At 67.4% G+C, this 21,708-nt stretch carries 15 protein-coding genes, 3 tRNA genes and 1 pseudogene; 10 read left to right on the top strand and 9 right to left on the bottom strand.

What is annotated here, in order from left to right; genetic code table 11:
* Positions 1-172: 172 nt before the first annotated feature.
* Positions 173-2,416, bottom strand: coding sequence for a DNA topoisomerase IV subunit A (gene parC, locus AC06FB_RS03495; protein ID WP_478053381.1), 2,244 nt, complete (start codon positions 2,414-2,416; stop codon positions 173-175).
* Between the two features lie 59 nt (positions 2,417-2,475).
* On the bottom strand, positions 2,476-3,384 hold the full coding sequence (locus tag AC06FB_RS03490; RefSeq protein ID WP_478053380.1) for a helix-turn-helix domain-containing protein: 909 nt from the start codon (positions 3,382-3,384) through the stop codon (positions 2,476-2,478).
* A 145-nt stretch (positions 3,385-3,529) separates the two neighbouring features.
* On the opposite strand from AC06FB_RS03490, the gene emrR reads away from it, so the two are divergent.
* From emrR to emrB, 4 genes are read left to right on the top strand one after another with little or no spacing between them, the layout of a single operon-like run.
* A complete protein-coding gene (gene emrR, locus AC06FB_RS03485; RefSeq protein WP_053518351.1) occupies positions 3,530-3,973 on the top strand; it encodes a multidrug efflux system transcriptional regulator EmrR in 444 nt (147 codons plus the stop codon).
* Positions 3,970-5,463 carry a multidrug efflux transporter outer membrane subunit EmrC gene (gene emrC, locus AC06FB_RS03480; protein ID WP_065174708.1) on the top strand — a complete coding sequence of 498 codons (1,494 nt, stop codon included), beginning with the start codon at positions 3,970-3,972 and terminating at the stop codon, positions 5,461-5,463. The genes emrR and emrC overlap by 4 nt, the downstream gene beginning before the upstream one ends.
* 11 nt (positions 5,464-5,474) lie before the next feature.
* Positions 5,475-6,653 (top strand): multidrug efflux MFS transporter periplasmic adaptor subunit EmrA, encoded by a 1,179-nt coding sequence (emrA, locus tag AC06FB_RS03475; protein WP_053518354.1) that lies wholly within the window; start codon positions 5,475-5,477, stop codon positions 6,651-6,653.
* A 7-nt stretch (positions 6,654-6,660) separates the two neighbouring features.
* Entirely contained in the window at positions 6,661-8,247 is a 1,587-nt protein-coding gene (emrB, locus tag AC06FB_RS03470; protein ID WP_053518356.1) for a multidrug efflux MFS transporter permease subunit EmrB, read from the top strand.
* A gap of 176 nt (positions 8,248-8,423) precedes the next feature.
* On the opposite strand, the gene AC06FB_RS03465 is transcribed toward emrB, so the two are convergent.
* Both AC06FB_RS03465 and AC06FB_RS03460 read right to left on the bottom strand, forming a co-directional pair.
* A tRNA-Leu gene (locus AC06FB_RS03465) sits at positions 8,424-8,508 on the bottom strand.
* Between the two features lie 50 nt (positions 8,509-8,558).
* Positions 8,559-9,458 (bottom strand): LysR family transcriptional regulator, encoded by a 900-nt coding sequence (locus AC06FB_RS03460; RefSeq protein WP_478053386.1) that lies wholly within the window; start codon positions 9,456-9,458, stop codon positions 8,559-8,561.
* 100 nt (positions 9,459-9,558) lie between these two features.
* On the opposite strand from AC06FB_RS03460, the gene AC06FB_RS03455 reads away from it, so the two are divergent.
* On the top strand, positions 9,559-10,305 hold the full coding sequence (locus AC06FB_RS03455) for a sulfite exporter TauE/SafE family protein (RefSeq protein ID WP_478053379.1): 747 nt from the start codon (positions 9,559-9,561) through the stop codon (positions 10,303-10,305).
* Positions 10,306-10,368: 63 nt separating this feature from the next.
* On the opposite strand, the gene AC06FB_RS03450 is transcribed toward AC06FB_RS03455, so the two are convergent.
* Positions 10,369-10,453 (bottom strand) — tRNA-Leu (locus tag AC06FB_RS03450).
* 129 nt (positions 10,454-10,582) lie between these two features.
* Positions 10,583-10,667, bottom strand: a tRNA-Leu gene (locus tag AC06FB_RS03445).
* Positions 10,668-11,026: 359 nt separating this feature from the next.
* Here AC06FB_RS03445 and rnr point away from each other — a divergent pair.
* From rnr to rlmB, 3 genes and pseudogenes are all read left to right on the top strand, one after another.
* Positions 11,027-13,255: pseudogene (gene rnr, locus AC06FB_RS03440) on the top strand (ribonuclease R); the annotation flags it as partial.
* A 30-nt stretch (positions 13,256-13,285) separates the two neighbouring features.
* On the top strand, positions 13,286-13,780 hold the full coding sequence (locus tag AC06FB_RS03435; protein WP_180875659.1) for a GFA family protein: 495 nt from the start codon (positions 13,286-13,288) through the stop codon (positions 13,778-13,780).
* 91 nt (positions 13,781-13,871) lie between these two features.
* Entirely contained in the window at positions 13,872-14,615 is a 744-nt protein-coding gene (gene rlmB, locus AC06FB_RS03430; RefSeq protein WP_053518184.1) for a 23S rRNA (guanosine(2251)-2'-O)-methyltransferase RlmB, read from the top strand.
* A gap of 93 nt (positions 14,616-14,708) precedes the next feature.
* Here the strand turns inward: rlmB and AC06FB_RS03425 are convergent, their stop codons facing one another.
* From AC06FB_RS03425 to AC06FB_RS03415, 3 genes are read right to left on the bottom strand one after another with little or no spacing between them, the layout of a single operon-like run.
* The gene (locus AC06FB_RS03425; RefSeq protein ID WP_315973551.1) at positions 14,709-16,148 is read right to left on the bottom strand and encodes an efflux transporter outer membrane subunit; all 1,440 of its coding nucleotides are present in this window, start codon (positions 16,146-16,148) and stop codon (positions 14,709-14,711) included.
* A complete protein-coding gene (locus AC06FB_RS03420; protein WP_111185759.1) occupies positions 16,145-18,103 on the bottom strand; it encodes a MacB family efflux pump subunit in 1,959 nt (652 codons plus the stop codon). Before AC06FB_RS03420 ends, AC06FB_RS03425 begins: the two co-directional genes overlap by 4 nt.
* Positions 18,100-19,344 (bottom strand): efflux RND transporter periplasmic adaptor subunit, encoded by a 1,245-nt coding sequence (locus AC06FB_RS03415; RefSeq protein WP_111185757.1) that lies wholly within the window; start codon positions 19,342-19,344, stop codon positions 18,100-18,102. Before AC06FB_RS03415 ends, AC06FB_RS03420 begins: the two co-directional genes overlap by 4 nt.
* A gap of 205 nt (positions 19,345-19,549) precedes the next feature.
* Here AC06FB_RS03415 and AC06FB_RS03410 point away from each other — a divergent pair, with 205 nt between their 5' ends.
* A complete protein-coding gene (locus tag AC06FB_RS03410; RefSeq protein WP_197601373.1) occupies positions 19,550-20,278 on the top strand; it encodes a response regulator in 729 nt (242 codons plus the stop codon).
* Between the two features lie 6 nt (positions 20,279-20,284).
* A complete protein-coding gene (locus AC06FB_RS03405; protein WP_053518188.1) occupies positions 20,285-21,694 on the top strand; it encodes an ATP-binding protein in 1,410 nt (469 codons plus the stop codon).
* Positions 21,695-21,708: the final 14 nt, after the last annotated feature.

Genomic DNA, 21,708 nt, shown 5'->3' with positions numbered 1-21,708 from the left:
CGACAACGAAAAAGCCGGGGAATGCCCCGGCTTTTTCGTGTCTGGTGCTGCGTTTCCGGTAGCGCCGGGCCATGCCCGGCGGGCAGAGCGGGTCGACCCGGGCCGACGCAGCCCGAAGCGGGAGCTTGGGGTCAGAGCCCTTTCCGTTGGAAAGGGATCCGACCCCGCTACGTCATTCCACCGACAGGCCTTCGACCTTCTGCCAGCCACGCGGCAGCAGGTGGCCGCGGGTCGCCCGGGCGCCGAGGTAGGCATCGAGCTCGTTGAACTTCAGGCCCATGGTGCGCTGGCCGGCGCGTACCTGCAGGGTCTGCCCCGGCCCGATCGCCACGATGGCGACCACGCGTTCCGTGGCCAGCTTGGCCTTGGGGATCTCGATGATCTTGTTGCCCTTGCCCTTGTCCAGTTCGGGCAGATCGCTGGCCGGAATCGCCAGCAGGTTGCCCGAGCTGGTCACCGCCACGATGCGGTCGTTGTCGACATTGGCGACCACCGCCGGCGGCAGCACCGACGAGCCGGCGGACAGGTTCAGCATCGCCTTGCCGGCCTTGTTGCGGCCGATCAGGTTCTCGAAGCGGGTGACGAAGCCGTAGCCATGGCTGGACGCGAGCACGAAGCGTGCGTCCGGCTCGGCGCTGGCGAGGGTGACGAAGCTGGTGCCGGGTGCCGGCGAGAAACGGCCGGTCAGCGGCTCACCGTTGCCCCGTGCAGAAGGCAGGGTGTGCACCGCCGTTGAATAGGCCCGGCCTTCGCTGTCCAGGAATGCGACCTGCTGGGTGCTGCGCGCGCGCACGGCGCCCTGCAGCGCATCGCCATCGCGATAGGACAGGGCCGACGCGTCCACTTCATGACCCTTGGCGGCGCGGATCCAGCCCTTCTGCGACAGCACCACCGTCATCGGCTCGCTCGGCACCAGCTCGGTCTCGTCGATGGCCTGCGCCGCCTGGCGCTGGACCAGCGGCGAGCGGCGCTCGTCGCCGAACTTCTTCGCATCGGCTTGCAGCTCGTCGCGGATCAGCTTCTTCAGCTTGGCCTTGCTGTCGAGGATGCCGATGATCTTCTCGCGTTCCTTGGCCAGCTCGTCCTGCTCGCCGCGGATCTTCATTTCCTCCAGGCGGGCCAGCTGCTTCAGCTTGGTCTCCAGGATGTACTCGGCCTGTTCTTCGGACAGGCCGAAGCGCGCGATCAGTGCGGCCTTCGGTTCGTCCTCGGTACGGATGATATGGATCACCTCGTCCAGGTTGAGGAAGGCCACCAGCAGACCTTCCAGCAGGTGCAGGCGGCGTTCGACCTTCTGCAGGCGATGCTGCAGGCGGCGGGTGACGGTGTTGCTGCGGAACGTCAGCCATTCGCTGAGCAGCATCTTCAGGTTCTTCACCTGCGGACGGCCGTCCAGCCCGATCACGTTGAGGTTGACGCGGTAGCTGCGCTCCAGGTCGGTGGTGGCGAACAGGTGGCCCATCAGCTGCTCGGCATCGACGCGGTTCGAGCGCGGCACCAGCACCACCCGCACCGGATTGGCGTGGTCGGATTCATCGCGGATGTCTTCCAGCCACGGCAGCTTCTTGGCGCGCATCTGCGCGGCGATCTGCTCGATCACCTTCGAGGGCGATACCTGGAACGGCAGTGCGGTGACCACGATGTTGCCGGCTTCACGGCTGAACGTCGCGCGTGCACGCACGCTGCCGTTGCCGGTCTCGTACAGGGTGCGCAGATCGTTGGCGGCCGTGATGATCTCGGCGCTGGAGGGATAGTCCGGGCCTTTCACGTGCTCGCACAGGTCGCGCACGGTGGCATCCGGATCGTCCAGCAGGTGCAGCAGCGCGCTGACGATCTCGTTGAGGTTGTGCGGCGGCACATCGGTGGCCATGCCCACGGCGATGCCGGTGGTGCCGTTGAGCAGCAGGTGCGGCAGGCGGGCCGGCATCCACGTCGGCTCCTGCAGCGTGCCATCGAAGTTGGGCGCCCAGTCGGTGGTGCCCTGGCCCAGCTCGCCCAGCAGCACTTCGGCGATGGGGGTCAGCTTGGATTCGGTGTAGCGCATCGCCGCGAACGACTTCGGGTCGTCGCTGGAGCCGAAGTTGCCCTGGCCCTCGATCAGCGGATAGCGGTAGGAGAACGGCTGGGCCATCAGCACCAGCGCCTCGTAGCACGCGCTGTCGCCGTGCGGGTGGTATTTACCGATGACGTCACCGACGGTGCGTGCGGACTTCTTCGGCTTGGACGCGGCATTCAGCCCCAGCTCGCTCATCGAATAGATGATGCGGCGCTGCACCGGCTTCAGGCCGTCGCCGACGAACGGCAGGGCGCGGTCCAGGACCACGTACATCGAGTAGTCGAGGTAGGCGCGTTCGGCGTACTCGCGCAACGGCAGTTGTTCGAATCCGTGGAACACGGGGCGGGCAAGTTCGGTCATGCGGCGTTGTTACCTATGTCGGGAGGCGGCGACGGCGGTCGCCGCTCGCAATCCTGTGATTATCCGGATGCGGCCGGGGATGCCAAGCCGCGCGCAGGGTCCAGGCCGGTTTCCAGTCCATTCCCGGCCCGCGCCAGGTAGCGCCCGGGCGGCAGGCCGAAATGGCGGCGGAACACGGTGACGAAGGCGCTGGCGCTGCTGAAGCCCAGCGCATGGGCGATATCGGCCACGCTGCGGCCATCGGTCAGCTGCCGCAGCGCTTCGGACAGACGGGCCTGCTGGCGCCACTGCGCGAAGCTCAGCGTGGTCTCGTCGCGGAAGTGGCGGGTCAGGCTGCGCGGCGAAAGCCCGGCCCAATGCGCCCATTCGGCCAGGCTGCGCTCGTCGGAGGGATCGGCCAGCAGCTGCGAGGCGATCTTCAGCAGGCGCCGATCGTGCGGCATCGGCAGGTGCATGCGCTGGCGCGGTGCGGTGCGGATCTCATCCAGCAGAACCTCGATGATGTGCTGGTGCTCGGGCGTGGCGACCTGGTCGAGCGACCAGCCGCAGATCCGGTCCGCCAGTGCCTGCGCCAGCCTGGACAGGCCCAGCACGCAGGGGGCGGCGGGAAGGGCAGTGCAGGCCGGCGCGGCCAGCGCCATGCCCCAGCCACGCAGCGGGCCGTCCAGAGCGACCGTGTGCGGTTCCAGGGGCGGCATCCAGCCGGCAGAACCGGGCGCCAGCGACCACGTGCCATGCGAGGTGCGGGTGGTCAGCAGGCCGCGTTCGACGCAGATCAGCTGCGCACGCTGGTGATGGTGCCAGTCGACTTCACGGGCGAGCCCCTGCGGACTGTCGAAGCGGAAGCCGACGACCGGCGGGCCATCGTTGCGCTCGAACCAGTCCAGCGCCTCGTTGCGCAGCAACTGCCGGGCCGGGGCGATGTGCTCCTTGTTCATCCTGTCCGCTGGCTGGAATGTGTCATTCATTGGCTTGATGGTACTACCGGGCCATCCTGGGGCGCCATTAAGGTAGGCGCCTTCACTGATCCAGCCCGCTGCTGCAACACAGCATTCGATGCCAGATCGAATATTTCCATTGAGAAATATTTTTTTTGGAAGAGAATGCACTCCCATGATCTGTCCTGCAACCACTCCCCCCAGCTTCGGCCTGCTGCTGCGCCAGGTGCGCGACGGCCTGGTCCGCCAGCTTGACGCGTCCATGGCCGAAGAAGACCTGGGCATCGGCTTCACCCACTACATCGGGTTGAAGGTGCTCTCGAACATGGCCCCCTGTACCGCCAACGAACTGGCCCAGGCCATCGACCAGGTACCCAGTGCCGTCACCCGCCTGCTGGACAAGCTGGAAGCCCTGGGCTGCGTTCGCCGCGAGGCACATGCGCAGGACCGCCGTGCGCTGCAGATCGTGCTGACCGATGAAGGCCGCGCACTGTGGGCGCGCTTGAAACTGCGCGGCGACGCGGTGATGGATTACGCCCTGCGCGATCTGTCCGCCGACGAGCGCACGCTGCTGTTGTCCCTCCTGACCCGAATCCGCGATTCCCTGACGACCCCATGAACCCGATCCCGCATTCCTCATTCCGCCGGTCCGGGCGCGCGCTGCTGCTGTCGGCGCTGGCGCTGGCGCTGGCCGCCTGTGCCAGCAGCCGCGGCCTCGAACCGCAGGCCCGCCTGCTCGATGTGGACAGCCTGCACAGCGAGCGCACCCTGGCCGACACCGATCTCAGTGCCACCGGCTTCCCCGCACAGGACTGGTGGAAGGCATTGGGCGATGCGCAGCTGGACGCGCTGATCGCCGAAGGCCTGGCCGGTCATCCGAGCCTGGACGCCGCCGACGCACGTCTGCGCCAGGCGCAGGCCAAGGTCGGTACCGCACGCGCTGACCGCCTGCCCAGTCTCTCCGTTTCCGGCGGCTATACCGGGCTTCGCCTGCCCGAGTCGATGGCCGGCGACGAGATCGGTGGCCACTACGCAGGCAGCAGCCAGGTCGCTTTCGACTTCAGCTACGGCATCGACCTGTGGGGCGGCAAGCGCGCCGCCTGGGAAGCGGCCGTGGATGGCGCGCATGCCGCCACCGTGGAGGCCCAGGCCGCGCGCCTGAACCTGTCCACCGGCATCGCCCAGGCCTATGCGGACCTTGCTTACGCGTGGCAGCTCGACGATGTCGCCGAGGAAGAACTGACGCGGTCGCAGAAGTCGCTGGAACTGACCCGGCAGCGTCGCCGCGCTGGCATCGACAGCGATCTGCAGGTGCGCCAGGCCGAAGCCCGCGTGCCCGCCGCGCAACAGCAGGTGCAGGCCGCGCAGCAACGCATCGACGCCGCCCGCACCGCATTGGCCGCCCTGGTCGGCAAGGGCCCCGACCGTGGCCTGACGATCGAGCGTCCGCAGCCGTTGAATCCGACGGCCCTGCAGCTGCCAGGCGTGCTGCCCAGCGAGCTGCTGGGCCGTCGTCCTGACATCGTCGCCGCACGCTGGCGCGTGGAAGCGGCCAACAAGCAGATCAAGGTCGCCAGGACGAAGTTCTACCCGAGCCTCAACCTGACCGCGCTGGCCGGCGTGGTGGCGCCGAATGTCGGCGATCTGCTGCAGAGCAGTTCCACCTTCGCCTACATCGGCCCGGCGCTGAGCCTGCCGATCTTCGAAGGCGGCAAGCTGCGCGCCAACCTGGCCGACACCGATGCGCAGTACGACCTGGCGGTGGCCAATTACAACCAGGCGGTGCTTGACGCACTGCGCGACGTGGCCGACCAGGTCAATGCGGTGCGCTCGCTGGCGCAGCAGGCGCAGTCGCAGCAGCAGGCCGTGGACACAGCGCGTGCAGCGTTCGACCTGGCCGGGCAGCGTTACCGCGCCGGCATCGGCAGCTACCTGGATGTGCTGTCCGCACAGTCCACCCTGCTGCAGTCACAACAGCAGCTGGCCAGCCTGCAGTCGCAGCAGGTGCAGACCTCGGTGCGCCTGAGCAAAGCGCTGGGCGGGGGCTTCCAGCCCAGTGATGCCGATCGCGCGCCGCTTGCCTCCCATTCCGATTCCTCGCATTCCTGAAGATCCCCGCCATGAGCCAGACCCAAGACACTGCGGCCCCGGCCGCCTCCAACCGCCGCAGCAACCTGCTGCGGGGCCTGTTCGTCATCGTCGTGCTGCTGCTTGCCGCACTGGCGCTGTGGTATTTCATGTTCGGCCGTTGGTTCGAAGAAACCGACGATGCCTACGTGCAGGGCAACCTTGTACAGATCACCCCGTTGGTGGCAGGCACCGTGGTCGCCATCAATGCCGATGACGGCATGCGCGTGGAGCGTGGCCAGCTGCTGGTGCAGCTGGACCCGGCTGATACGTCCGTGGCCCTGCAGCAGGCTGAAGCCAACCTGGCCAAGACCGTTCGCCAGACCCGTGGCCTGTATCGCAGCGTGGAAGGCGCGCAGGCAGACCTGAATGCCCGTCAGGTGACCCTGAAGCGCGTGCGCGAGGACTTCGCACGCCGCAGGGACCTGGCCGCCACCGGTGCCATCTCCAACGAAGAACTCGCCCATGCCCGCGATGAGCTGGCCGCGGCGGAAGCCGCGGTGGCCGGTTCGCGCGAGACCGTCGAGCGCAACCGTGCGCTGGTCGACGATACGGTGATCGCCACCCAGCCCGACGTGCAGGCGGCCGCCGCGCAGCTGCGCCAGGCCTACCTCAACAATGCCCGCGCCGGCATCGTCGCGCCGGTCACCGGTTATGTGGCCCGTCGCTCGGTGCAGGTGGGCCAGCGTGTGCAGCCGGGTGCCGCACTGATGGCCGTGGTGCCGACCGAGCAGATGTGGGTCGAGGCCAACTTCAAGGAAACCCAGCTGCGCCACATGCGCCTGGGCCAGGAAGTGGAGCTGAAGTCTGACCTGTACGCCGGCGATGTGAAGTACAAGGGCCGCGTGCAGAGCCTGGGTCTGGGGACCGGCTCGGCGTTCTCGCTGCTGCCGGCGCAGAACGCCAGCGGCAACTGGATCAAGATCGTGCAGCGCGTTCCGGTGCGCATCGCCATCGATGCCAAGCAGCTTGCCGAACATCCGTTGCGTATCGGCCTGTCGATGAAGGCCGAGGTGAGCCTGCGCGACCAGAAGGGCGAGGTGCTGCCGAGCGCCCCGGCCAAGGGCACGGTGTTCGACACCGACGTCTATGCCAAGCAGCTGCATGATGCCGACGAGGTGATCCACTCGATCATCCAGGGCAACGTGCCGCAGCAGTCGAAGGTGGGCTGAGGTCGCCATGTCCGCCCAAGCTCCAGCCGCGCCCGGAAGCCCGGGCGCACCGGCGGCGCCGGGTGCGGCCGCCGGGTTCCTGCCGCCGAGCGTGGCCCTGTGCACCGTGGGCCTGGCGATGGCCTCCTTCATGCAGGTGCTCGACACCACCATCGCCAACGTCTCGCTGCCGACCATCGCCGGCAATCTCGGCGCCAGTTCGCAGCAGGCGACGTGGGTCATCACTTCGTTCGCGGTCAGCACGGCCATCGCACTGCCGCTGACCGGCTGGCTCAGCCGCCGTTTCGGCGAGCGCAAGCTGTTCGTCTGGGCCACGCTGGCCTTCGTCATCACCTCGCTGTTGTGTGGCCTGGCGCAGAGCATGGGCATGCTGGTGGTGTCGCGCGCCCTGCAGGGCTTCGTGGCCGGCCCGATGTATCCGATCACGCAGTCGTTGCTGGTCTCGATCTATCCACGCGAGAAACGCGGGCAGGCGTTGGCGCTGCTGGCGATGATCACCGTGGTCGCGCCGATCTGCGGGCCGATCCTCGGGGGCTGGATCACGGACAACTACAGCTGGGAATGGATCTTCCTGATCAACGTGCCCCTGGGCATCTTCGCCGCGCTGGTGGTGGGCAACCAGCTGAAGGGCCGTCCGGAACACGTGGAGAAGCCGAAGATGGACTACGTCGGCCTGATCACGCTGGTGATCGGCGTCGGCGCACTGCAGCTGGTGCTCGACCTGGGCAACGACGAGGACTGGTTCTCCTCCACCCGGATCGTGGTGCTGGCCTGCGTGGCGGTCGTGGCGCTGACGGTGTTCCTGATCTGGGAACTGACCGACAAGGACCCGATCGTCGACCTGAAACTGTTCCGCCACCGCAACTTCCGCGCCGGCACGCTGGCGATGGTGGTGGCCTATGCCGCGTTCTTCAGCGTGGCCCTGCTGATCCCGCAATGGCTGCAGCGTGACATGGGGTACACGGCGATCTGGGCAGGGCTGGCGACGGCTCCGATCGGCGTGCTGCCGGTGATCATGACGCCGTTCGTGGGCAAGTATGCCTCGCGCTTCGACATGCGCATGCTGGCGACCATCGCCTTCGTGTTCCTGTCGATGACCAGCTTCCTGCGCTCGGGCTTCAATCTGCAGGTGGACTTCCAGCACGTGGCCGGCGTGCAGCTGATCATGGGCATCGGCGTGGCGCTGTTCTTCATGCCGGTGCTGCAGATCCTGCTGTCGGATCTGGATGGTCGCGAAATTGCCGCGGGTTCGGGCCTGGCCACGTTCCTGCGCACGCTGGGCGGCAGCTTTGCAGCGTCGCTGACCACCTGGCTGTGGGCACGTCGCACGCAGGTGCACCACGCCGATCTGACCGAACACATTTCGGCCTATCAGCCGGGCATGCAGGACCAGGTTGCGGCGATGGGGCAGGGTGACCTGCAGCATGGTGCAGCGGTGCTCAACACCATGATCAACCACCAGGCATCGCAGATGGGCTTCAACGACATCTTCTTCCTGCTGGGCTGGATCTTCCTGGCCATCATCACCTTCCTGTGGCTGGCCAAGCCGCCGTTCGGTGCCGGTGCTGGTGCAGCGGCCGGTGGCGGGCACTGAAACTGCCCGCAAACACGGCGCTGTATGTCGACCCCGCCGCAAGGCGGGGTTTTTGTCTGTGGTGAGTTCTGCCAGGCGGCGTTCGCGCAACGCGCGGAAGGCGTCGCCCTTGCGTTGACGCTGCGGATTCCGGAAACGAAAAAACCCGCTTTCGCGGGTTTCATCATCATGAGTCGTGGTGCCCAGGAGAGGACTCGAACCTCCACGGTTTTACCCGCTAGTACCTGAAACTAGTGCGTCTACCAATTCCGCCACCTGGGCGACTCAGGAGGGGAATTCTGCGGTACGGCATCGGATGTGTCAACACCATTTCATGCTTTTTTCTCCGCTTCCACGCCGAGGTGCAGCAGCAGGCTGCGCATCGCTGTCGACAGTCGTGTCCAGTCGGCGAAGCAGGCACACAGGCGGCGCTGTGCCCACGCATCCGCGAGGGGCACTGCCAGCGCCTGTGTCGCGCGGCGGTGCTGGCGGGCGATGGTGCGCGGCACGATACCCACGCCGATGCCGTGACCCACCATGATGCACACGCCTTCGAAGGTCTTCATGCGGATGCGCACGTCCAACCGATGGCCGATGTCGCGTGCCTGCGTTTCGATGTAGGTCTGCAGCGCATTGCCATCGGCCAGCGCGACGAAGGTTTCGCTGGCCACATCGGCGAAGGACAGCGTGCGACGGGCCGCGAAACGATGGCCTGCGGGCAGCAGCATCACCAGGGGATCCTCGGCAACGACATGGCGTTGCAGGCCGGTTGCCTCGACCGCATCACTGATGATTCCCGCTTCGGCCTGGCCAGCGGTCAGGGCGCGGACCACTTCAGGGCTGGTGCGTTCGTGCAGTTCGACGTGCAGGCGTGGGCGTTCGGCCAGCCAGGGAGCCAACCGGGAAGGCAGGTAGCTGGTCAGTGCGGCGGTGTTGGCATACAGGTGCAGGGTGCCGCGCGCGCCCTTCGCGAAGGCCTGCAGTTCGCCCCGCAGCTGTGCCTGTTGATGCAGGATCTGGCGCGCGTGGTGGGCGAGGGCGGCACCGGCTTCGGTCAGGCTCACGCCGCGCGGGTGACGCACCAGCAGCGCGGTGCCCGCGTCGTTCTCGATCGCCCGCAGGCGTTCGCTGGCAGAGCCCAGCGCCAGGTTTGTCTGCGCGGCGCCTGCGGTGATGCTGCCGGCGTCGGCCACGGCCAGGAACAGGCGCAGGTCGGCGATGTCCATCCGCATGTCACGGCCCTCGTTGCGTGCCGCCTGCCTTCGGGCCAGCCGAAGGGTGGGGCGCATAAGCCGCATTGTGCGCGGAAGGCGCGCTGGTTCCAATGACGGCATGAGTGAGACGACATTCTTCTATGGTCTGCTGGTCGCCGTGTTCATGCTGGCGGGGGTGGTCAAGGGCGTGACCGGCATGGGCCTGCCAACCGTGGCGATGGGCCTGCTGGGAGGGGCGCTGTCGCCGGTGGCGGCGGCGTCGATGCTGTTCATTCCGACCTTCGTCACCAACGCCTGGCAACTGCTGGCCGGGCCATCACTGGGGCCGATCGTGCGACGCCTGTGGCCGATGATGCTGGCCGTGGTGGTGGTGACCCTGGGCGCGGCGACGTTGCTGGTGCGGGTCGACCGCACGTGGTCGCGCGTGGCGCTGGGCGTGGCGCTGGTGGTGTATGCGCTGTACGCCTTGGTTGCGCCGGTATTCCGTGTGCCGCAGCGGCGTGAGCGCTGGCTGGGCCCGCTGGTGGGGGCGATGTCCGGCGTGGTGACCGGGGCGACCGGAGTGTTCGTGATGCCGGCGGTGCCGTACCTGCAGTCGCTGGGGCTGCAACGCGAAGAGCTGGTGCAGGCGCTGGGCCTGGCGTTCACGGTGTCGACCCTCTCGTTGACGGGCGGGCTGGTGCTGCACGGCGCATTCGGTGTGCAGCAGCTGGGATTGAGCGCGCTGGCGGTGTTGCCGGCGCTGGCGGGCATGTGGCTGGGGCAGGTGGTCCGGCAGCGGATCAGTGCGCGGGTGTTCCGCGTGTGCTTCCTGGGCTTCCTGCTGCTGCTGGGCCTGGAGCTGGTGCTGCGACCGCTGTTCTGATCCCGTTGGCTGGCGCCCGGACATGAAAAAACCCGCTTTCGCGGGTTTTTCTCAGTCTCGACGTGGTGCCCAGGAGAGGACTCGAACCTCCACGGTTTTACCCGCTAGTACCTGAAACTAGTGCGTCTACCAATTCCGCCACCTGGGCGTCGAGGAGCGAGATTATGGGGTGCCGTGACGGGGGTGTCAACACCCTTGTGAACGCCCGGCCACGCTGCGGAACGACGGCAGGAAACGCGGGCAAAAAAATCCCCGCCGAGGCGAGGAGATTTTTCGTTGGTGCCCAGGAGAGGACTCGAACCTCCACGGTTTTACCCGCTAGTACCTGAAACTAGTGCGTCTACCAATTCCGCCACCTGGGCGTTCCAGAGGCGCAATTGTGAAGATGAATCCGCAGGCTGTCAACGACTTCGCGGAGTTTTTTCACGTGGCGCCTGCAAGCGGGTCGCTGACCGGTTCTGCACGCCGTCAGCGGCTACCATGGAGGGCGATGACTACCAAAAAACCAAGCAAGGGCGGGAGCAAGTCCCGCAGCCAGGCCCCGAAGAAGGGCGCCAAGACGGGTGCAGCCCGTACCTCCCAGCCGGGCAAGCCACTGCCGGGCTGGTTCCCGGAACTGGGGGGGGGCGGCGCACCGCCGCGCGGTCGCCCGGGCCGTGGTGGCGACGCCCCGGGACCGGCGCCGGGCCGCAAGCTGCCGCCGGCCGGCAAGGTGATCGAGGATCCCTACGCGTCCCGCGAAGCCGAGAAATACGAACAGCCCATCGCCAGCCGCGAGGCCATTCTGGCCCTGCTGGAGCGCTGCGAAGGGCCGCAGACTGCCGAGGAGCTGGGTGCCCGCCTGGGCCTGACCGCGCCGGACCGGGCCGAAGCGCTGTCGCGCCGGCTGGGTGCGATGGTCCGTGATGGCCAGCTGGTGCAGAACCGCCGTGGAGGTTTCGCGCCGGTGCAGGCGCTGAGCCTGGTCACCGGTGTGGTGATCGCCAATCCGGAAGGATTCGGGTTCCTGCGCCCGGTCGAGGGCGGCGACGACCTGTTCCTGCCGCCCTATGAAATGCGCAAGGTGATGCACGGCGACAAGGTGCTGGCGCGTGTCACCGGCATCGATCATCGCGGCCGCCGCGAAGGCAGCATCGCCCGCGTGCTCGAGCGCGGCATGACCCGTCTGATCGGTCGCTTCAGCATCGAGATGGGCATCAATTACGTGGTGCCTGATGACAAGCGCGTGCAGCGCAACGTGCAGGTGCCGCCTGATCAGACCGGAGGTGCGCGTGATGGCCAGCTGGTGGTCTGCGAGCTGACGCAGGCGCCGGACAGCCGCCGTCCGCCGATCGGCCGCATCATCGCGGTACTGGGTGACAAGCTGACCGCCTCGCTGGTGGTGGAGACCGCCATCCACGGCCACGAGCTGCCGTTCGAGTTTCCGCAGGAGGTGCTGGACGAGGCCGCCGCGGTGCCGCTGGTGGTCGAGCCGGCGATGATCGGCGACCGCGTCGACCTGCGTCGCACGCCGCTGGTGACCATCGATGGCGAGGATGCCAAGGACTTCGACGATGCGGTGTATTGCGAGCCGAACGCGGAGGGATTCCGTCTGGTGGTGGCCATCGCCGATGTCTCCAACTATGTGCGTCCGGGCACGCCGCTGGATGAGGAGGCGCAGAAGCGCGCTACCTCGGTGTACTTCCCGGGCTTCGTCGTACCGATGCTGCCGGAGACCCTGTCCAACGGTATCTGCTCGCTGATGCCCAAGGTCGACCGCATGTGCTTCGTCTGCGACATGCAGATCGACCGCGATGGCCAGGTCGTCCACTCGCGCTTCTACGAAGCGGTGATGAATTCGCACGCACGTCTGACCTATACCCAGGTGTGGCAGGCCGTGGGCGAGGACGATGCCGGCGCGAAGGCCGTCATCGGCGATCTGCTGCCCCAGGTGCAGCGCCTGCACCAGCTGTACAAGGTGCTGGCCAAGGCACGTGCAAAGCGCGGGGCCATCGAGTTCGAGAGCAGTGAAGTGCGCTTCGTGCTGGACAATCGTGGCGAAGTCACCCAGGCCGGCATGCTGGTGCGCAACGACGCGCACAAGCTGATCGAGGAATGCATGATCGCCGCCAACGTGGAGGCGGCCAAGTACCTGCTGTCGCGCCATGTGCCAGCGCCGTACCGCGTCCACGAGAAGCCGCCGGAGACCAAGTACGCCGACCTGCTGGAATTCCTCAAGGAGTTCAAGCTGAGCCTGCCGCCGTGGTCGAAGGTGCGCCCCGGTGACTACACCAAGCTGTTGAAGAAGATCCGCGACCGTCCCGATGCCACGCTGCTGGAGTCGGTGCTGCTGCGCAGCCAGAGCCTGGCCGTCTACAGTCCGGACAACCACGGTCACTTCGGGCTCGCGCTGGAGGCGTACGCGCACTTCACTTCGCCGATCCGCCGCTATCCCGATCTGCTGGTGCATCGCGCGATCAAGCATGCGTTGTCGGGCAAGCCGCTGGACAAGTTCACCTACACCGCACGCGAGATGGCAGCGCTGGCGCTGCAGTGCTCCGAGCGCGAGCGCCGCGCTGACGAGGCCGAACGCGAGGTCGACGAGCGTTACCGGGCCGCGTGGATGGAGAAGCATGTCGGCGGCCAGTTCGATGGCGTGATCAGTGGCGTGACCAGCTTCGGTCTGTTCGTGGAACTGGACGATTCCAAGGTGCAGGGGCTGGTCCATGTCACCCAGCTGCCGCAGGACTATTACAAGTTCGATGCGACCCGCAAGACACTGACCGGTGAACGTCGTGGCAGCAGCTACCGGCTGGGTGACCGCGTGCGCATCCTCGTACTGAAGGCCAGCATGGAAGAGCGCAAGATCGACTTCCGGCTGGTCGAACACAAGGGCGAGGAAGAAGAGGCAGGACAGTCGCCGCTGCCCGAACGCGGCAAACCGGCCAAGCGCAGGAAAGAGAAGTACTGATCCGTGGAGCCCGTTCTGGAGGAAAGCAGCATGCAGGGCCAACCCGAGTACAGCGGCGGCTGCCAGTGCGGTGCCATCCGCTTCCAGGTGCGCGGTGAGCTGTCCGACAGTTCGATCTGCCACTGCCGGATGTGCCAGAAGGCCTTTGGCGCGTATTACGCGCCTTTGGTCTCGGTGCGCGGCGTGCAGTTCAGCTGGACCCGCGGCCAGCCGCGCTATTTCCAGTCCTCCAATGTGGTCCGGCGCGGTTTCTGCGGCGACTGCGGCACGCCGCTGACCTATGAAGCCCCCGACGGCATGGCCGTGGCGGCAGGGGCGTTTGATCAGCCGGAACGGTTGCCGCCGACGATCCAGTACGGTGTCGAGCGCAAGCTGCCCTTCGTCGACGCCCTGGGCAGCCTGCCGGCACGGCGGACGGAGGAGGACGTGGCGGCGCTGGACTTCCTGGCTGCGATCGTTTCCCACCAGCATCCCGACCACGACACGCCACACTGGCCGCCGCGCAGCCGTTCAGCCGACGGGTGAACGGCGGGTAGCGCCGGGCCTGCCCGGCGAGCGCGAAGCGCGGCCGTCGCCGATGCTCTACCATAGCCACCCCCTTTCCGGTCCCGCCCGCATGAGCAAGAACAGCCAGTGGATCGTCGGCGTCAACGCCGTCGCCTCCTCCATCGAGAACGACGCCGAGAACGTCCGCGAAGTGCTGGTCGAGGCCGGTGCGAAGAATCCACGCCTGACCGAAATCGAAGAGAACGCGCGCCGCAAGGGGATCGATGTCCGCCGGGTCACCGCGCAGGCGCTGGACGGCGTTGGCGGTGCGGTCCGCCACCAGGGCGTGGCCGCGCGCTATGCCGCTGCGCGCACCTACAGCGAGAATGAACTGGAAGGCCTGGTCACTGCCGCTGAAGGCCGGGCCCTGCTGCTGGTGCTGGATGAGGTACAGGACCCGCACAACCTGGGCGCCTGCCTGCGTTCGGCCGCGGCGGCCGGTGCCACTGCGGTGATCATTCCCAAGGACAAGTCGGCGACGGTGAATGCCACCGTGCGCAAGACCTCGGCCGGCGCCGCCGACCGTATCCCGGTGGTGGCCGTGACCAACCTGTCGCGCTGCCTGAAGGATCTGCAGAAGCAGGGCGTGTGGATCTACGGCCTGGCCGGTGAAGCGACCGCGTCGCTGTACGATCTGGACCTGAAGGGCAACATCGCCCTGGTGCTGGGGGGTGAAGCCGACGGCCTGCGCCGCCTGACCCGCGAGAACTGCGATGGACTGGTCAAGATCCCGATGCCGGGCGAGATCGAGAGCCTGAACGTATCGGTCGCCGCGGGCGTCAGCCTGTTCGAGGCCGTGCGCCAGCGCGGCTGATCGTCCCGTGGCAGCGCCGGGCCATGCCCGGCGGATCCAGTCCGACCACGCTCATGGCGTGCCGCGCTCTACGCCGCCGGGCATGGCCCGGCGCTACCCCGCGCTGCCGCCCAGCGCCTTGAACAGCGTCACATCGTTGGTCAACTGGCTCTGCCGGACGCGGGCCAGTGACAACTCCGCATCGCGCCGGGTCTGCTGGGCTTCCAGCCAGGTCCGCAGGTCGGTGGCACCGACGCGGTAGCGCACTTCCTGCATGCGTTCCACTTCCACCGCCTCGTCATACGAGGCCTGCGACGCCGCCACCTGGCGCGCCAGCTGCTCGCGTGCCGACAGCGCGTTGTCCACTTCCGACAGGGCGGTGTACAGCGTCTTGCGGAACCCGGTCGCGGCGATCTGGTAGTTGGTACCAGCGACGTCGGTATCCAGCTGTGCGCGCTGCAGGTTGAGGAAGGGCAGGGACAGGCCGGCACCGAGCGTGGCCACCGGATTGCGCAGGACATCGCCCAGCGAGGTCGCGCTGGAACCGAGGCTGCCGGTCAGGCTCAACGCCGGGTAGTACTGGGTGGCGGTGACCTTGATCGTCTTCAGGCTGTTGCGCAGCCGCAGCTCGGCCGCGCGCAGGTCGGGACGGCGAGCGAGCAGGTCCGCCGGCAGGCCTTCAGCGATGGCAGGGCTGCGTGCCTGCTGCAGGTTCTGCGGCTCGTCCTGTAGCGGCCACGGGGTGCCGTCGAGCAGCACGGTCAGCGCATTGCGCACTTCCACGCGCTGCTGTTCCAGCGCACTCTGCGCAGCGCGCTGCGACTGCAGGTTCTGCAGGGCCTGGCGTACTTCCAGGCGCGAAACCGCACCGGCATCGAAACGGGCCTGGACCAGTTCGCGGGTGCGTTCCAGCCGCTCCAGGTTGGCCTGGCCGGTGCTGATCGACTGGTTGAGGTACGCCAACGCCCAGTACTGGCTGATGGCATCGCCGATCACCAGCAGGGCGGTGTTCTGTCGATCTTCCTCGGTGGCTTCAGCCTCCCAGCGTGCGATGTCGCGCTGGGTCCTCAGCCGGCCCCACAGATCGACTTCCCAGGCCAGCGAAACGCCGGTGGAATAGCTGCGGCGCCAGTCGTCGGCCTGGTCGGTGGCACGGCTGCCGCTGCCACTGACGCCCGACGAGGACGGCTGTGGCCAAAGCGCGTTGCTGGCGAGCCCGGCCTGCAGGCGGGAACGCTGCACGGCCAGGCCGGCGGCGGCAAGGTCACTGTTGGCGGCCAGCGCCCGGGCTACCAGCCGGTCCAGACGTTCATCGCCGAAACCGCTCCACCAGACATCCTCTCGGATGTCGCGGGCAGGCGTATCCAGGCTGCTGCGCGGAGCGTCCACCGGTGCGTTGAGTGCGGCATTGCCACGCCCATAAGCAGCAGCCACGTCGGGATCGGCAACCGGATAACGGCCGACCGAGGCACAGCCGGACAGGGCCATCAGTACGGCGCCGGCCAGCAGCAGGCGCGAGGGAGCAGGAAAGGGGAGCATGGGCATCGTCTTCATTCGCGGGCCAGGGCCTCCACCGGGTCGAGCTGCGCGGCATTGCGCGCGGGAAGGAAGCCGAAGCCCACGCCGATCAGGGTGGAACAGGCAAATGCGGCGATGATCGAAGCGGTGGAGAACAGCACCTGGAAGTCGCTGGCGAAACGTCCGATCATCGAGCCCAGCAGCAGCGCCAGGCCGACGCCGAGCAGGCCTCCGAGCAGGCACACCAGCACCGCCTCGATCAGGAACTGCTGGCGGATGTCACTCTGCCGGGCACCCACGGCCATGCGCACACCGATCTCGCGGGTCCGCTCGGTGACCGAGACCAGCATGATGTTCATCACGCCGATGCCACCGACCAGCAGTGCGATGGCGGCGATCGCGCCGATCAGCAGGGTCATCGTGCGTGTGGTCTGCTCGATGGTCTCGCGGATTTCGGCGCTGTTGCTGAGGAAGAAATCCTCGGTACCATGGCGCATCGTCAGCAGGCGGGTGATCGCCTCCTGCGCGGCGTCCATCGGTGTGGCGTCATCCACGCGCACGGTGATGCTGGAGACGTGACTCTGGCCCAGCATGCGTGACATCACGGTCGTGTACGGCACCCAGACGCTGAGACTGGTGCTGCCACCAAAACCGAAGCTCTGCCGCTTGGCGACACCGACCACCCGCACCGGAACGTTGCCGAGCAGGATGACCTGGCCGACAGGATCGACGCCGGGGAAGAACTGGGTCTGGGTGTTCTCGTCGATGATCGCGACCTGGGCCAGCCCTCGCACCGCATCGGCATCGAAGAAGCTGCCACTGAGCAGGGTCACGCCCTTCACCCGGAAGAACTGCTCGCCAACGCCGCTGACCTGGGCGGTGGAGGACTGGTTGCGGTAACGCGCGGTGACCGAGGTCGACACGCTGGGCGTGGCGCTGTCCACGTAGCTCTGCCGTGAGAGCGCATCGGCATCGCTGGCCTTGAGCGTCTGCACCCGTGCAGAGCGCATGTCGCCGAAACCGCGGCCGGGATACACATCGATGGTGTTGGTTCCCAGCGCGCTGATGTTCTGCAGGATCTGTTGCTGCGAGCCGTTGCCGAGCGCGACCACCGAGACCACCGAAGCAATGCCGATGATGATGCCGAGCATGGTCAGGAACGTGCGCAGGCGATGCGCGTTCATCGCCAGCAGGGCCATGCGGAACGCTTCGGTGAAGCGGTCGCGCGCTGCGCGCCAGCTGTTGCCGTGGGCAACACCGGTGCTGGCCTCGCGTCGCGCGCGATAGGACGGCGCATCAGGATTGGCGCGGTCGGCGATGATCTCGCCATCACGGATCTCGATGATGCGCTGGGCATGCTCGGCTACGCTCATGTCGTGGGTGACGATGATGATGGTATGTCCCTCGGCATGCAGCTCGCCCAGGATTGCCATCACCTCTTCGCCGGATTTCGTATCCAGGGCGCCGGTGGGTTCATCGGCCAGGATCACCTCCCCGCCGTTCATCAATGCACGCGCGATCGACACACGCTGCTGCTGGCCACCGGACAGCTGGCCCGGCTTGTGATGCATGCGGTCGCCCAGGCCGAGCCGTTGCAGCAGCTGCTCGGCCCGCGCGTTGCGTACCGGGCCGGGGCTGCCCGCGTATACCGCCGGCACTTCCACGTTGCCGCGTGCATCCAGGTCACCGAGCAGGTGGTAGCGCTGGAAGATGAAGCCGAAATGCCCGCGCCGCAGTTCGGCCAGCTCGTCCGGCTGCATCCGGCCGGTTTCGCGGCCGGCCACCTGGTAGCTGCCCCGGGTGGGGCGATCCAGGCAGCCGAGGATGTTCATCAGGGTGGACTTGCCCGAACCGGACTGGCCGACGATGGCGACCATTTCGCCGGCGTGGATGTCCAGGTTGACGTCGCGCAGCACGGCAATGACGTCGTCGCCGGCCGGGAACTCGCGTCGCAGGTCACGCAGGCGCAGCAACGGCGCCGTCGTGCTCATCGGCGCGGGCCCATGCCCGGGCCGCCGACGCGCATCTGCATGCCTCCCCGGTTGCCGCCGCCCGCAGACGCTGCTGCGGCGCTGGCCTCGCCGACCACCACGCGTTCGCCCTCCTGCAGGCCTGAGAGGATTTCAGCCGATGCACCGTTGTTGATGCCGACCTTGACCTTGCGCGGTTGTGGCTGGCCCCGATCATCCACCACCCGTACCACGCGCTCGCCGTCGCGGGTCTTCGGCCCCAGTGCCACCGCCGGTACCATCAGCACGCCCTTGGCCTGCTTGAGCAGGACCGACACCTGCGCGGTCATGTCGATGCGCAGGGTGCCGTCCGGGTTCTCCACGTCGAACAGGGCGTTGTAGTACACCGCGCTGCTGGAGCTGGAACTGGAAGAGCTGCTGGAGCTGGACGAGCTTTCATTGGCAATCGATGCCGGTGCCGGATTGATCTGCCGCAGCGTGGCGTGATACTTCCGGTCCGGGTCGCCCAGCGTCGTGAAGTACACCGGCATGCCGGCCTTGATCTTCACAACGTCCGCCTCGGACACCTCGGCATTGACCGTCACCACGTCCAGGCGCGCCAGCATGACGATGGTCGGCGCGGTCTGGTTGGCGTTCACCGTGCGGCCTTCCTCGGCCACCACGGCGACCACGGTGCCGTCCATCGGCGCGGTGATCCGGGTGTAGGCCAGGTTGGCCCGGGCGGTGCCCAGCTCGGTTTCGCGACCCTTGATCTGTGCCTCGTACGACTGCAGCTGGGCGCGCGCGGTTTTCAGCTGTGCTTCGGCGGCATCGTACTCCTGGCGGGAGGTGGCCTCGGCGGCCAGCATCTGCTGCTGGCGTGCGAATTCCAGCTCGGCCTGGCGCAGTGTCGCCTGCTGCACCGCCCGCTGCGCGATCACCTGGTCCAGCGAGGCCTGTGCGTTGAGCACCTGGTTCTGCTGGGTGGTGGCGTCGATCTCGGCGATCAGGTCGCCTTCCTTCACCGTATCGCCCAGCTGCACCTTCAGCGATTTGATCTGGCCGGAGGCCTGCGCACCTACGCTGACCAGCTTGTAGGCGTCGATCACGCCGGTCGCCTCGACGGTCTGTTCGATGTCGCCACGGCCTACGGGGGTGGTGGCCAGGGCCGGAGCGGCCGGCTTGCGCAGCAGCCACCAGGCGGCCACGGCAGCGATCAGGACGAGCAGGGCGGCCAGCATCAGGCGGCCCCGGCGGGTTGCGGGCAACAGGCGGCGGATCACGTGGTGGCTTCACTCTCGGTGCCGCGATGGCGGCGATGGTGGGCATTGTGAAGACCGGGCGATCAACCTCTCAATCCTCAGGGTGTGTCTGTGTGTAACACTGTCGGCGAAAGCGCGTATCGACAGGTATCCGGCCCGCGGGTGGATACAGTGGTACGCATTGGCCAGGATGCGGTTCAGCTCCCGACACGGGATGATCCGCGACATGGAGATTGAAAACCCGATGCATCGACTGCTGATCGTCGACGACGACAACGACATCCGCACCCTGCTGGCCGAGCAGCTCGGCCGCGCCGGCTACCAGGTCAGCACGGCGGCCGACGGCACCAGCATGCGCCAGCTGCTGGAGCGCGAACACGTGGACCTGATCGTGCTCGACCTCAACCTGCCGCGCGAGGATGGCCTGACCCTGTGCCGTGACCTGCGGGCACGCTCGAACACGCCGGTGATCATGCTGACCGCCCGCGCGGAACCGATCGATCGCGTGCTGGGCCTGGAAATGGGCGCCGATGACTATCTGGCCAAGCCGTTCGAGCCGCGCGAGCTGCTGGCGCGCATCCGCAACGTGCTGCGCCGTACCGAAGCCCTGCCGGCCAATCTGGAGCCACTGGCGGTGCGCCGTGCACGATTCTCGCGCTGGGTGTTCGATCTGGAACACCGCCACCTGGTCGATCCGGACGGGCGCGTGGTGGTGCTGTCCGGCGCGGAGTTCCGCCTGCTGCGGGTGTTCATCGCACATGCCAACAAGGTCCTGTCGCGCGAGCAGCTGGTCGCGCTCAGCAGCGGCCGTAACTATGAGGCGCAGGATCGCGCGATCGACCTGCAGGTCAGCCGCCTGCGCAACAAGCTGGGTGACGATGGCGGTCCCGATGGGCTGATCAAGACCGTGCGCAACGAAGGCTATGTCCTCGCCTCGGCCGTCAACCTGGAATAAGCCGCGATGAATCGCCTGCGCCACTTTCTGTCCTCGATGGTCGGGCGGCTGTTCGTGATCCTGCTGCTGGGCATGTCGGTGGCGGCGATCGGCGCGACCATGCTGGCCACCTCCAAGCGGCAGCAGGAGTTCGAGCGGCAGAACCTCAACCGCATCGCCGATCGCTTGCAGGGCTACGTCAATCTGCTCGACGGCAATCCCGAGCTGCGCGAGCGCCTGCTGGAAGTGGGCGGGCCGAGCGTGCGCGCGCTGCAGTCCGGTGCGCGCGTGGGACGTGCTGATGCTGCGCTGATGGAAGTGCTGGAGGACCGCCCGGGCCCGGTCGCGCGGGCGCAGGTGCACTTCACTTCGTTCCGCTCCTGCATTCCCAGGCTGCAGGAACTGCTGCCACCGCCGCCGCCCGGCTACCGCAAGCATCCTCGCGAGCGCGATCCGGCGTTCATCCCGCCCAAATGCCGCGCGGTGGACGTCACCCTCAACGACGGTACGTTGCTGAAGCTGGCACTGGATTCCCCGGCGGTGGCCCACAACGGCATCCTGGCCGTGGACCCGCTGTTCCTGACCCTGCTCGTGCTGGCCATCGCGGTACTGGCCTACATCGTGGCCCGCATGGCCAGCGCACCGCTGCAGGAACTGGCCGCCGCCGCCGAGGATCTTGGCGACGACCTGCAGCGCGATCCGCTGCCGCTGCGCGGCCCGCGTGAAGTACAGCGCGCCGCCGAGGCCTTCAATGCCATGCAGCACCGCCTGCAGCGACACCTGGCCGAGCGTACGCAGATGCTGGCGGCGATCACCCACGATCTGCAGACACCGCTGACCCGCCTGCGCCTGCGGCTGGAGAACGTGACCGATGAGGCGCTGCGCGAGCGCCTGATCGGCGATCTGGCTGCGATGCAGGCACTGGTCCGCGAAGGCCTGGAACTGGCCCGAAGTGCCGAGAGCGCCGAGCAGCGCGCTGCACTGGACCTGGATTCGCTGCTGGAGAGCATCGTCGAGGACACCGCAGAAGGTGGTGCCGATGTCGTCTTCGAGGGCAGGAGCGATGCGGTGCTGATGCTGCGGCCACTGGCGATGCACCGCCTGTTCTCGAACCTGGTGGACAACGCGGTGATGTACGGCCAGCGCGTGCGGGTGCGCATCGAGCGGGGCGGCGGCAGCATCACCGTGGTGGTGGCCGATGATGGCCCCGGCCTGGCCGACGACCAGCTGGAAGCCGTGTTCGACCCGTTCGTGCGGGTGGAGACCTCGCGTTCGCGCGAAACCGGCGGGGCCGGGCTGGGCCTGACCATCGCGCGCGCGCTGGCCGAGAAGGACGGCGCGCGGCTGTGGCTGCGCAACCGTGCCGAGGGCGGACTGGAAGCCGTGGTGCAATGGCCGGCCAGTGCACAGGTGGTGGCGCCGGGTCGGGCAGGCTGAGCAGACGCGGTGGG

The sequence above is a fragment of the Stenotrophomonas sp. Steno-C15 genome, assembly GCF_056393265.1.
The sequence above is the reverse complement of the archived record's forward strand: the minus strand, read 5'-3'. Positions and strand labels throughout refer to the sequence as shown.

What these genes read in the sequence shown, in the direction of transcription:
- parC (WP_478053381.1), bottom strand. Translation starts at nt 2,416, where the DNA reads ATGACCGAACTTGCCCGCCCCGTGTTCCACGGATTCGAACAACTGCCG.
- AC06FB_RS03490 (WP_478053380.1), bottom strand. Translation starts at nt 3,384, where the DNA reads ATGAATGACACATTCCAGCCAGCGGACAGGATGAACAAGGAGCACATC.
- emrR (WP_053518351.1), top strand. Translation starts at nt 3,530, where the DNA reads ATGATCTGTCCTGCAACCACTCCCCCCAGCTTCGGCCTGCTGCTGCGC.
- emrC (WP_065174708.1), top strand. Translation starts at nt 3,970, where the DNA reads ATGAACCCGATCCCGCATTCCTCATTCCGCCGGTCCGGGCGCGCGCTG.
- emrA (WP_053518354.1), top strand. Translation starts at nt 5,475, where the DNA reads ATGAGCCAGACCCAAGACACTGCGGCCCCGGCCGCCTCCAACCGCCGC.
- emrB (WP_053518356.1), top strand. Translation starts at nt 6,661, where the DNA reads ATGTCCGCCCAAGCTCCAGCCGCGCCCGGAAGCCCGGGCGCACCGGCG.
- AC06FB_RS03460 (WP_478053386.1), bottom strand. Translation starts at nt 9,458, where the DNA reads ATGCGGATGGACATCGCCGACCTGCGCCTGTTCCTGGCCGTGGCCGAC.
- AC06FB_RS03455 (WP_478053379.1), top strand. Translation starts at nt 9,559, where the DNA reads ATGAGTGAGACGACATTCTTCTATGGTCTGCTGGTCGCCGTGTTCATG.
- AC06FB_RS03435 (WP_180875659.1), top strand. Translation starts at nt 13,286, where the DNA reads ATGCAGGGCCAACCCGAGTACAGCGGCGGCTGCCAGTGCGGTGCCATC.
- rlmB (WP_053518184.1), top strand. Translation starts at nt 13,872, where the DNA reads ATGAGCAAGAACAGCCAGTGGATCGTCGGCGTCAACGCCGTCGCCTCC.
- AC06FB_RS03425 (WP_315973551.1), bottom strand. Translation starts at nt 16,148, where the DNA reads ATGAAGACGATGCCCATGCTCCCCTTTCCTGCTCCCTCGCGCCTGCTG.
- AC06FB_RS03420 (WP_111185759.1), bottom strand. Translation starts at nt 18,103, where the DNA reads ATGAGCACGACGGCGCCGTTGCTGCGCCTGCGTGACCTGCGACGCGAG.
- AC06FB_RS03410 (WP_197601373.1), top strand. Translation starts at nt 19,550, where the DNA reads ATGGAGATTGAAAACCCGATGCATCGACTGCTGATCGTCGACGACGAC.
- AC06FB_RS03405 (WP_053518188.1), top strand. Translation starts at nt 20,285, where the DNA reads ATGAATCGCCTGCGCCACTTTCTGTCCTCGATGGTCGGGCGGCTGTTC.